The 10,092-nt window shown below is 64.6% G+C and carries 9 protein-coding genes; 5 read left to right on the top strand and 4 right to left on the bottom strand.

Annotated elements, in window-relative coordinates; genetic code table 11:
* The 5 genes from BLS48_RS32045 to BLS48_RS32025 all read left to right on the top strand — a co-directional run.
* Positions 1–333 (top strand): ISAs1 family transposase (locus tag BLS48_RS32045; protein ID WP_143019536.1); only part of this gene is annotated, 333 nt, incomplete at its 5' end.
* A 264-nt stretch (positions 334–597) separates the two neighbouring features.
* The gene (locus BLS48_RS32040) at positions 598–1,170 is read left to right on the top strand and encodes a cytochrome b (RefSeq protein WP_091586299.1); all 573 of its coding nucleotides are present in this window, start codon (positions 598–600) and stop codon (positions 1,168–1,170) included.
* Positions 1,171–1,238: 68 nt separating this feature from the next.
* Positions 1,239–1,814, top strand: coding sequence for a YceI family protein (locus BLS48_RS32035; protein WP_091586297.1), 576 nt, complete (start codon positions 1,239–1,241; stop codon positions 1,812–1,814).
* 80 nt (positions 1,815–1,894) lie between these two features.
* Positions 1,895–2,881, top strand: coding sequence for a Gfo/Idh/MocA family protein (locus BLS48_RS32030; RefSeq protein WP_091586295.1), 987 nt, complete (start codon positions 1,895–1,897; stop codon positions 2,879–2,881).
* Between the two features lie 67 nt (positions 2,882–2,948).
* Positions 2,949–4,607 (top strand): FAD-binding dehydrogenase, encoded by a 1,659-nt coding sequence (locus tag BLS48_RS32025; protein WP_091586293.1) that lies wholly within the window; start codon positions 2,949–2,951, stop codon positions 4,605–4,607.
* 399 nt (positions 4,608–5,006) lie between these two features.
* On the opposite strand, the gene BLS48_RS32015 is transcribed toward BLS48_RS32025, so the two are convergent.
* From BLS48_RS32015 to BLS48_RS32000, 4 genes are all read right to left on the bottom strand, one after another.
* A complete protein-coding gene (locus tag BLS48_RS32015) occupies positions 5,007–5,945 on the bottom strand; it encodes an alpha/beta hydrolase (protein ID WP_091586289.1) in 939 nt (312 codons plus the stop codon).
* A 123-nt stretch (positions 5,946–6,068) separates the two neighbouring features.
* Positions 6,069–6,851, bottom strand: coding sequence for a carnitinyl-CoA dehydratase (locus BLS48_RS32010; RefSeq protein WP_091586287.1), 783 nt, complete (start codon positions 6,849–6,851; stop codon positions 6,069–6,071).
* Positions 6,844–8,922 carry an acetate--CoA ligase family protein gene (locus tag BLS48_RS32005; protein ID WP_091586285.1) on the bottom strand — a complete coding sequence of 693 codons (2,079 nt, stop codon included), beginning with the start codon at positions 8,920–8,922 and terminating at the stop codon, positions 6,844–6,846. The genes BLS48_RS32010 and BLS48_RS32005 overlap by 8 nt, the downstream gene beginning before the upstream one ends.
* A 2-nt stretch (positions 8,923–8,924) precedes the next feature.
* Positions 8,925–10,088, bottom strand: a complete 1,164-nt coding sequence (locus tag BLS48_RS32000; RefSeq protein WP_091586284.1) for an acyl-CoA dehydrogenase family protein — start codon at positions 10,086–10,088, stop codon at positions 8,925–8,927.
* Between the last annotated feature and the right edge of the window lie 4 nt (positions 10,089–10,092).

The raw sequence follows: 10,092 nt of genomic DNA, 5'->3' as shown, positions 1-10,092 counted from the left end.
TTCATTCGCATCACCAGCCAGCGCGATCAGGCCAAGCCGCTGACGCGCCTGTTCATGGCCTCAACGCTGCTGTCGCCGCAGCAGGCGATCGACTTCACCAGGGCCCATTGGCAGATCGAGAACGGACTGCACTGGATGCTCGACGTTCATCTGCGCGAGGACCTCAGCCGTGCCCGCAAGGACAACGCCCCCGCAAACACCGCGCTCCTAAACCGCCTCGCCAGAAATATCCTTCAGGCCGCCGACACCGACAAAGTCCCCATTAGCCACCGCATCAAGAAATGCGCTTGGAATGATGACTATCTCATCCAGGCTATCGCTCATATGCGATAGCCCTGCCCTTGTGGGGGTGAGAAGTGGTCCGCGTCGCGGGCGAAAAGCCAATTGCTTGGCTTTTCGAACTTCGAACGCCCTGAGCCTGCGAAGGGCCTGGCTGACAATTGGCGAGCCCGGCCGGCCCCCGCTGCTTCGCAGCGTCCCGGCGTTCGCTGGCCTTTCATCGTGCCACTGGCACGATGAATTCGCCTGCGGCACCGGCTGCTTACCCCCACAGGGGGGAGGGTGGAAGAAAGCCGCGCCAACGCTCGTTCACCACCCATGCAGACATCAATCACCAACAGCACGACCCGCTACGGCTGGGGCACAATTCTTCTCCATTGGCTGATTGCGCTGATCTTTATCGGCCAGTTCGCACTCGGCTTCATCATGGTGCGACTTACCAGCCAGCGCACCGCCTTCGAACTGATCCAACTGCACAAATCCTTCGGCTTTCTGCTGCTCGGGCTGGTGATCCTGCGCATCGCCTGGCGGCTTGGCAATGCGGCGCCGGCGCTGCCGCGCTCGGTCGGAACCTTGGAGCGCCGGGCCGCGCCGCTCGCCCACCTCGCGCTCTATGCCTTTCAAATCGCTCTGCCCTTGTCCGGCTGGGCTCTGGTCTCCGTGTCGATGCTGGAGATCCCCAGCATGCCGTTCAATCTTTTCGTCATGCCGAACCTGCCATTGGCCGAATCGGATGCGGCGGAAAGCTTCTGGGCCGCAGCGCACTGGTATCTCGCCTATGCCGGCATCGCCCTGGTCGTGCTGCATGTCGCGGCCGCGCTGCGGCATCATTTCCGGCTCAGTGACAATGTGCTCACCCGCATGATCACACCTTCGTCAGGTGGGGAATAGAACGGGCAGTTCGTTCGTTCGTGGGGGCGAGGACGCGAAAAGCGTTGCCTCCAAAAAGGAACACTCCCATGTATACGCGCATCCTTGGATTTGCGGCGGTTGCCGCTTGCATTGCCATGCCTGTCTTCGCGGCCGTCGCGCTTGGCGACGCCGCCGGCAGCTACGCGATCAGCCCGGCCAGTTCGAGCATCCATTTCTCCATCGGCAAGGTCGGTGGCGGCGGCCTCAATGGCGCCTTCGCCCGCTTCAAGGGCTCGATCCGCATCGACAACAGCGATGTCGCTCGCTCGCAGGTCAATTTCACCATCTTTCCCGAAAGCGTCGGCACCGGCCAGGGCCGTATCGATGCCTTCCTGCGCTCCGACGCGGTCTTCGACGCCGCCAACAGTCCGGAAATCCAGTTCCGCTCGACCAGCGTGACCCGCACCAGCGACACCACGGCGCTGGTCAACGGCCGGCTGACGGCGCGCGGCAAGACTTTTCCGGAAAAATTCACCGCCGAGCTGGGTGGCCTCAAGGCCGGCACGATCAAATTCCATGTCACCGGCAAGGTGCTCAGGTCACGCTATGGCATGGATGTCGGCACACCGCTCTATTCGAACATCGTTGACTTCGACATGACGCTGACCGGCAGACGCGGCTGACTCGAGGGCAGAGCTTGTCATTGGCTTTTCCATCGATTTCGGGCAAACCTCGTCGCCTGTAATCGACATGGAGAAGCGTGATGTTCCGATGGGGTGTTTTGTCTACGGCCAAGATCGGCCGCGAGCATTTGTTGCCGGCGATGGTCGAGGCCGAGAATGGCGTGCTGGCGGCGATCGCCAGCCGCGACCTGTCGAAGGCCAAGGCGCTGGCCGAGCGCTTCGGCGCGCGACATGCCTTCGGCTCCTATGAGGAACTGCTCGCCTCCAACGAGGTCGACGGCGTCTATATTCCGTTGCCGACCTCGCAGCATGTCGAATGGACGGCCAAGGCTATTCAAGCCGGCAAGCATGTGCTGGTTGAAAAGCCGCTGGCGCTCGACGCCAAGGACATCGCGCCACTGATCAAGCTGCGCGACGCCAGGAAGGTGCTGGTCTGCGAAGCCTTCATGGTCATCTACCACCCGCAATGGATCAAGGTGCGCGACCTCATCGCCAGCGGTGCCATCGGCCGGCTGCGCCACGTGCAGGGCGCGTTCTCCTACTACAATGTCGACCCCAACAACATGCGCAATCAGCTCGACCTCGGCGGCGGCGCGCTGCCCGATATCGGCGTCTACCCGACCGTGTCGACGCGCTTTTCCACCGGCAAGGAGCCGCTGCGCGTCCAGGCGACGATCGAGCGCGACAAGACATTCGGCACCGACATCTATTCCTCGATTCGCGCCGATTTCGGCGACTTCGAACTGTCCTTCTACCTGTCTACGCAGATGGCGGCGCGTCAGGTCATGGTGTTCCATGGCGAGAAGGGTTTCATCGAGGTGTTCTCGCCGTTCAACGCCGGGCTCTACGACCATCATCGCGTCGAACTGCACAACCAGAACCACACCGAGGCGCAGGTGTTCCGCTTTCCCGGCACGCAGCAGTACCGGCTGGAGGTCGAGACTTTCGCGCGGGCAGCACAGGGTGGCAAGGAGCGTGTCTTCACGCTGGAAGAATCCGTGCTCAACCAGAAGGTCATCGACGCCATCTTCCGCGCCGGCGGCAAGGACGGCTGGGAGGCTGTCTAACGCTTTGTTTTGACGCAATTCCGGACCGTTTCCTGGAATTGCTTTGGCCGGCTAACCGAGAGGGGAAATGGCGGACGATGCGGATGTGATCATTGTCGGCGCCGGCCTTGCCGGGCTGGTTGCCGCCGCCGAGCTGGCCGAGGCCGGCAAGAAAGTCGTCATCGTCGACCAGGAGCCGGAGCAGTCACTGGGCGGCCAGGCGTTCTGGTCTTTCGGTGGCCTTTTCCTCGTCGATTCGCCCGAGCAGCGGCGCATGCGCATCCGCGATTCGCATGAGCTGGCGCTCGAGGACTGGCTGGGCACCGCCGCCTTCGATCGCCCGGAAGACTACTGGCCGCGCCGTTGGGCAGAGGCCTATGTCGGTTTTGCCGCCGGCGAGAAGCGCTCCTGGCTCATGCAACGCGGCCTGAAGTTCTTTCCAGTGGTCGGCTGGGCCGAGCGCGGCGGCGGCAACGCCATCGGCCACGGCAATTCGGTGCCACGCTTCCACATCACCTGGGGCACCGGCCCCGGCGTGCTCGAGCCTTTTGTCCTGCGCGTGCGCGAGGCGCAAAAGCGTGGATTGATAGACTTCAGGTTCCGTCACCGGGTCAATGAACTGACGCGGACGGGCGCGACGATAACCGGCGTGCGTGGCGACATCTTGCAGCCGAGCACTGTCGAGCGCGGCCACAAGAGTTCGCGCGAGATATCAGGCGATTTCGAGCTCAGGGCACAGGCGGTGATCGTTGCCTCCGGCGGTATTGGCGCCAACCATCAGCTTGTCCGCGAAAACTGGCCGCAGCGGCTGGGCGCGCCACCGAAACGCATGATCACCGGGGTGCCCGACCATGTCGACGGTCGCATGCTGGCGATCGCGGAACAGGCAGGCGGCTCAATCATCAACCGCGACCGCATGTGGCACTATGTCGAGGGCATCAAGAACTGGGCGCCGATCTGGACCGACCATGCGATCCGCATCCTGCCTGGTCCGTCATCGCTGTGGCTCGATGCGCGCGGTAAGCGCCTGCCGGTGCCGCTCTATCCCGGCTTCGACACGCTGGGCACGCTCTCCCACATCATGAGCACGGGCTTCGACTATTCCTGGTTCATCCTGACCAGGAAGATCATCCAGAAGGAGTTCGCGCTGTCGGGTTCCGAACAGAACCCCGACCTGACCGGCAAGAGCTGGCGCCAGGTGCTCGGCCGCGCCACGTCAGGCATTCCCGGCCCGGTGAAGGCGTTCATGGAGAAGGGCGAGGACTTCATCGTCGAGGCCGAATTGCCAACACTGGTCGCCCGCATGAACGCGCTGGCCGGCGGCGAGCCGCTGCTCGAACTCGCCCAGGTCGAGCGCGAGATCCGCGCCCGCGACCGGCAGCTCGACAACCCGTTCTCCAAGGACATGCAGATCACCGCTCTGCGCGGGGCGCGCGCCTACCTGGGCGACCGGCTGATCCGAACGGCCAAGCCGCACAAGATGCTCGATCCGGCAAATGGCCCTCTGATAGCGGTCCGCCTCAACATCCTGACCCGCAAGACGCTGGGCGGCCTGCAGACCGATCTCGACAGCCGCGTGCTGGCTGCCGATGGCCAACCGGTCGCGGGGCTCTACGCCGTCGGCGAGGCAGCCGGTTTCGGCGGCGGCGGCGTGCATGGCTATGCGGCGCTCGAAGGCACGTTCCTCGGCGGCTGCATCTTTTCCGGCCGCGGCGCCGGCCGGGCGGCGGCCGCCTCGGTGGCGTGACGCCATCGCGTGGTCTGATTTCCCGGCCTGGTTACCACATATCAAGCGCGGCGCCGCATTGCGCCTCGACCTATGCCAGCGCCTCAGGCGGCGCCTCGCGTCACTTTGGCGTCCGTATCCGGGGCGCAGGGCTCTCGCGGCGATCCGGCTTTGGCCCTTCGATGCGTCGTCCCTGTTGATGACGTGGCAGCGGCGAGATGCAGCGGAGCAGATCGAAAGGCTCGACAAAGGCAGCGATCAGCGGCAGGCGTTGCATGAGGTTGTCCGGCTCTGTTTTCATAATATGTATGCAGTCTGCATATTAATAACTCAGGTGTCAAGCCGAACGAACTCCGGAATGGCGGGCCCGCATCGGATGACGTCAGTGCCATCGTCTCTCTCAGGGGAGGGCGAAATCGCTCACCCGAGCCATGCGCCCTTACCAAGGGCGGCTACCGCATCGACGATCCGGGTAAAGCTCGCGCGGGCGCGGCCAACCGTGTGCCGGGCTCTGAGATAGCCATGCACCAGCCCCGGTTCCTCGAACCAGGTGGCGCGCCCGCCTGCCGCGACGATACGGTCGCGGTAGGTCTCACCGTCAGACGACAGCGGGTCGCATTCTGCGGTGACAAGCACCGTCGGCGGCAGGTTGGAGAAGTCGGTGTCGGCAAGCGGCGCGAGCGTCGCGTCGCCGCTGCGCTCCTGCCCGCCGGTGCGGATGTGCTTGTAGAATTCGAGATCTCGCATGGTCAGCATCGGCGCTTCGGCATGCCTGAGATAGGATCCCTTTGATCGGTCGCCGCCGAGGCCGGGATAGATCAGCACCTGGCCGACCGGCTTGCGCGGATGGCCGCGTGTCGCATGGCTGACGGCAGCGGCAAGATTGCCGCCGGCGCTGTCGCCGCAAAGCACAATAGGGTGCGATCGGGTTGTAGCCGCCCACTCGAAGGCTCTCGTCGCGTCGTCGAAGGCCGCCGGATGCAGGTGTTCCGGCGCCAGCCGGTAGTCGACAGAAACCACCTCATAGCCGGTGCGGGCGCTGAGCTCGGCGCAGACATCGTCATGGCTGTCCAGTCCGCCAAGGATAAAACCGCCGCCATGGAAATAGAGCACCGTCACTGCTGCTTGACGCGCGCTTCGATAGATACGGATCTGGACATCGTGCGTGGGCGTTGCAATCGCGGTCGTTTCTACCGTCACGCCCTGCGGATAGCCGGCAAAGAATTCGCGGCACATGCGGTCGTAGATCTCGCGCTGTTGCGCGATCGTGTAATCGATCGTGTCGGGCGGATAATAGGAATTGGTCCGTTCGATGAAGGCCCAGGTCTCGGCGTCGATCAGTTTCTTGTAGTCGGTCATGGAACTCCTTTACCTCCCCTTGATGGGGGAGGTCGCCGCGAAGCGGCGGGTGGGGGTGGTGGCGCGTTACCCCACCCCGGACCTTTGGTCCGACCCTCCCCATCGAGGGGAGGGTAAAGTGGGTCACTTCCCCTTCCACACCGGGTCGCGCTTTTCGGCGAAGGCGCGAAAGCCTTCCATATTGTCCTCGGAGCCGTAGAGGGCATCGACCGTCGGCAGCTGGCGGCGCGTCACCCGGTTCATCGCATCCTGGAAGCTGAGCGCCTCGGCCACCCGCGCCGTCTCCTTGATCGCGGCAAACACCAGCGGCGGGCCGCTGGCGAGCAGCCGGGCGATTTCCCAGACCCGGTCCTCGAGCTTCTCCTTGGGCAGCACTTCGTTGACCAGGCCCCAGCGATGGGCCTCGGCGACATCCATCCAGCGTCCGGTGAGCAGAAGGTCCATAGCGACATGATAGGGGATGCGTTTCGGCAGTTTGATCGTCGCCGCGTCGGCCAGCGTGCCGGCGCGGATTTCAGGCAGCGCGAACGATGAGTGATCGGAGGCGTAGATGAGGTCGCAGGACAGCGCCAGCTCGAAGCCGCCGCCGACCGCCATGCCGTTGACGCAAGCGATGACAGGTTTGTTGAGGTCGCGCAGTTCCTGCAGACCGGCAAAGCCGCCAACGCCATAGTCGCCGTCGACAGCATCGCCGCCGGCGGCGGCCTTCAGGTCCCAGCCGGCGCTGAAGAACTTGTCGCCGGCGGTCTTGACGATGGCAACGCGCAAGGCGGGGTCGTCGCGGAACGCCTTGAAGGTCTCGCCCATCAGCCGCGATGTCTTCAGGTCGATGGCATTGGCCTTGGGCCGGTCGAGCGTGACCTCGAGGATCGTGCCGTCGCGGCGAGTGGTGATGACGTCAGCCATTCTTCTTGTCTCCCAGCACCAGCAGCGCGTCGGCGATCCAGGCACCCTTGCCCTCGGCGCAGACGATCAGCGGGTTGATATCGAGTTCCTCGATCTCGCCGGCATTCTTCTGCACGAAGGCGGCAATGCCCGAGATGGCGTCGATGGCCGCGGCGACATCGGCTTTCGGCCGGCCGCGATAGCCTTCGAGCAGCGGATAGAGTTTCAGGCCGCGCAAGGCCGCCTCGATGTCGTCGCGGGTTGCCGGCAGCATGAGCGTGACGCTGTCGCGCAACAGCTCGACCAGCACGCCACCGGTGCCCAGCGTCATCACCGCGCCGAACATCGGATCGCGGGTGAAGCCGACGATCAGTTCGGCGACACCGTCGCGCACCATGCGCTCGACATAGAGTCCGGTGCCGAGCGGCAGCAAGTCATGCGCCGCCGTGCTGACGGATTCGGCGTCCTTGAGATTGAGCCTGACAGCGCCGACCTCGGATTTGTGGGTAACGCCCAGCGCCTTCAGCGCTACCGGAAAGCCGAGCGCCATCGACGAGATCACCGCCTCGACCGCACTGCCGGCGCGTTCACCTTTCGGCACCGGCAGGCCCGCCTTGATCAGCCGTGCCTTCGCCTCGGCCTCGTCGGGGGTGACGTGGTCGCCGCCGGGTGCGCCGGCAGCCGAGGTGTCGATCGGCAGTGCCTGCGGCTCGTGCCACGCCCAGCCGATGAAGGCTGCCGCCTGGGCGGCGTCCATCGCCTCGGAAATACCGAACAACGGCACCATTCCGCGTGCCATCAACCCGGCTGTGTATTCCTCAGGCAGGTTCTCCGGCAACGAGGAGACGATCGCGCCTTGCGCCTTGTTGGTCTTCAGCGCCGATTCGAAAGCGCGCAGCGTCGCCCACCAGTCGGTGTCCGAACAGCGGTCGGGGCGGGGAAAATCGAGCACCAGCATGTTGAGATCGAAGCCGCCTGACACCATGGCGGTGAAGGTGGCGGTCATTGCCGGCTCGTTGTTCCAGATGAAGGTGTGGTAGTCGAGCGGATTGGCCACCGCCACCAGCGGCCCGAGCGTCGATTTGACATGGGCGCGGTGCTTGTCGGTCAGAACCGGGAAGTTGACCCAGCGCCCTTCGGCGCTGTCGGCCATCACCGATGCCTCGCCGCCTGAGCAGCTCATCGACGACAGCCGATAGCCGGGCAGCGGACCGGTGATGTGCAGAAGCTTCAGTGCCTCGATGAAGGCGGGAATCGAATCGACACGCGCTATGCCGAGACGCCTCAGGAAGGCGCCCGATGCCGCATCCGAGCCGGCGAGCGAGGCGGTGTGCGAGACGGTCGCCTGCCGCGCCTGTTCGGAGCGGCCAACCTTCATGGCGATGATCGGCTTCTTCAGTTCGCGCGCCCGCGCCGCCAGCCGTTCGAAGCCGGCTACCGAATCAAAGGCCTCGATATGCAGGCCGAGCGACGTGACCCGCTCGTCCTCGATCAGGCCGAGCGCCATTTCGGACAGGCCGGTCTGCGCCTGGTTGCCGGCGGTCATCAAAAAGGCGATCGGCAGGCCGCGCTTCTGCATCGTCATGTTGATGGCGATGTTGGACGACTGGGTGATGATGGCGACGCCTTTGCCACCCTCGGCCAGCCGGATGCCGCCATGCTGGTCGGGCCACAGAAGCGCGCCGTCAGCGTAGTTGATCAGGCCATAGCAGTTCGGCCCGATGATCGGCATCTGGCCCGCCGCTGCGACCAGTTCGGCCTGCAGCCGCTGGCCGTCATCGTCATAAGCCTCGGTCTCGAGGAAGCCGGCGGCAAAGCAGACGGCGCCGCCGGCGCCGCGTTCGGCCAGCGCCTTTATCACCTCGATGGTCAGGTGCCGGTTGACGCCGACAAAGGCGGCATCAGGCGCGCCGGGCAGCTCGGCCACCGAACGATAGGCCTTGCGGCCGGCGACCTCGTCCTTGGTCGGGTGCACAGGCCAGATATCACCGGCAAAGCCCATCTTGATCGATTGCGCGACGACAGCCGCGGCCTGCGCACCGCCGAAGACGGCGATCGACTTCGGCCGCAGGAGACGCTCTAGCTTGTGCATTATCAGGCTCCAAACGGGCGCAGCAGCGCCCGCGAAATGATGTGGCGCTGGATTTCCGACGTGCCTTCCCAGATGCGCTCGACACGCGCGTCGCGCCAGATGCGCTCCAGCGGCAGATCGTCCATCAGCCCCATGCCACCATGGATCTGGATCGCCTCGTCGGCGACGAAGGCGAGCATTTCGGTGGCCTTCAGCTTGGCCATGGCCATGTCCTGTTCGGTGACGGTGCCCTGATCGTACTTCCAGCCGGCTTCGAACACCATCAGGTCGGCGGCCTTCAGTTCGGTCGCCATGTCGGCGAGCTTGAACGACACGCCTTGGAACTTGCCGATCTGCTGGCCGAACTGCTGGCGCTGCGCGGCATATTCGACGGCATGGCCAAGCGCCCGCTCGGCGCGGCCGAGACAGGTGGCGCCGACCTGCAGGCGGGTCGCGCCGAGCCAGGAATTGGCGACATCGAATCCCTTGTGGACCTCGCCGAGAACCTGGCTTGCCGGCAGCCGGCAATCGTCGAATTCGAGGATGGCGTTGGTGTAGCCGCGGTGCGAGACGTTGCGATAGCCGTCGCGGACGGCAAAACCCTTGGTGCCCTTGTCGACGAAAAAGGCGGTAATCTTCTTGCGCTTTCCACGCGCGGACTCTTCCTCGCCTGAGGCCATGAAGACGATGGCGAAATCGGCGAGATCGGCATGGGAGATAAAGTGCTTGGTGCCGTTCAGCACCCAGTCGTCGCCATCCTGCACGGCGGTCGCCTTCATGCCGCGCAGGTCGGAGCCGGCGCCCGGCTCGGTCATCGCCAGGCAGTCCCATTTTTCACCACGGATGCACGGGAAAAGGTATTTCTCACGCTGCTCCGGGGTGCCGGCCAAAAGGATGTTGGAGGGACGCGCCACGCAGGTCCAGTGCAGTGCGTAGTTGGCGCGGCCGAGTTCCTTTTCGTAGAGCAGCCAGGTCACTGTATCCAGGCCCGCGCCGCCGACGTCGGCCGGCATGTTGGCGGCGTAGAGCCCGGCCTCGATCGCCTTGGCCTTGAGCTCCTCGATCAGCTCGCGGCGCAGCACGCCGGTGCGTTCCACCTCGCGCTCATGCGGATAAAGCTCGTTCTCGACGAAGGCGCGCGTCGTCTCGACAATGAGCCTCTGTTCCTCCGACAGACCGAAATCCATGCTC

Source organism: Mesorhizobium qingshengii (assembly GCF_900103325.1).
In the GTDB taxonomy this organism is placed as follows: Bacteria; Pseudomonadota; Alphaproteobacteria; order Rhizobiales; family Rhizobiaceae; genus Mesorhizobium; species Mesorhizobium qingshengii.
Note: the sequence above shows the minus strand (reverse complement) of the source record. Positions and strands in the feature narration are given on the sequence as shown.

Bases quoted from the DNA above. Each gene is read 5' to 3' on its own strand.
- BLS48_RS32040 (WP_091586299.1), top strand. From the start codon at position 598: ATGCAGACATCAATCACCAACAGCACGACCCGCTACGGCTGGGGCACA.
- BLS48_RS32035 (WP_091586297.1), top strand. From the start codon at position 1,239: ATGTATACGCGCATCCTTGGATTTGCGGCGGTTGCCGCTTGCATTGCC.
- BLS48_RS32030 (WP_091586295.1), top strand. From the start codon at position 1,895: ATGTTCCGATGGGGTGTTTTGTCTACGGCCAAGATCGGCCGCGAGCAT.
- BLS48_RS32025 (WP_091586293.1), top strand. From the start codon at position 2,949: ATGGCGGACGATGCGGATGTGATCATTGTCGGCGCCGGCCTTGCCGGG.
- BLS48_RS32015 (WP_091586289.1), bottom strand. From the start codon at position 5,945: ATGACCGACTACAAGAAACTGATCGACGCCGAGACCTGGGCCTTCATC.
- BLS48_RS32010 (WP_091586287.1), bottom strand. From the start codon at position 6,851: ATGGCTGACGTCATCACCACTCGCCGCGACGGCACGATCCTCGAGGTC.
- BLS48_RS32005 (WP_091586285.1), bottom strand. From the start codon at position 8,922: ATGCACAAGCTAGAGCGTCTCCTGCGGCCGAAGTCGATCGCCGTCTTC.
- BLS48_RS32000 (WP_091586284.1), bottom strand. From the start codon at position 10,088: ATGGATTTCGGTCTGTCGGAGGAACAGAGGCTCATTGTCGAGACGACG.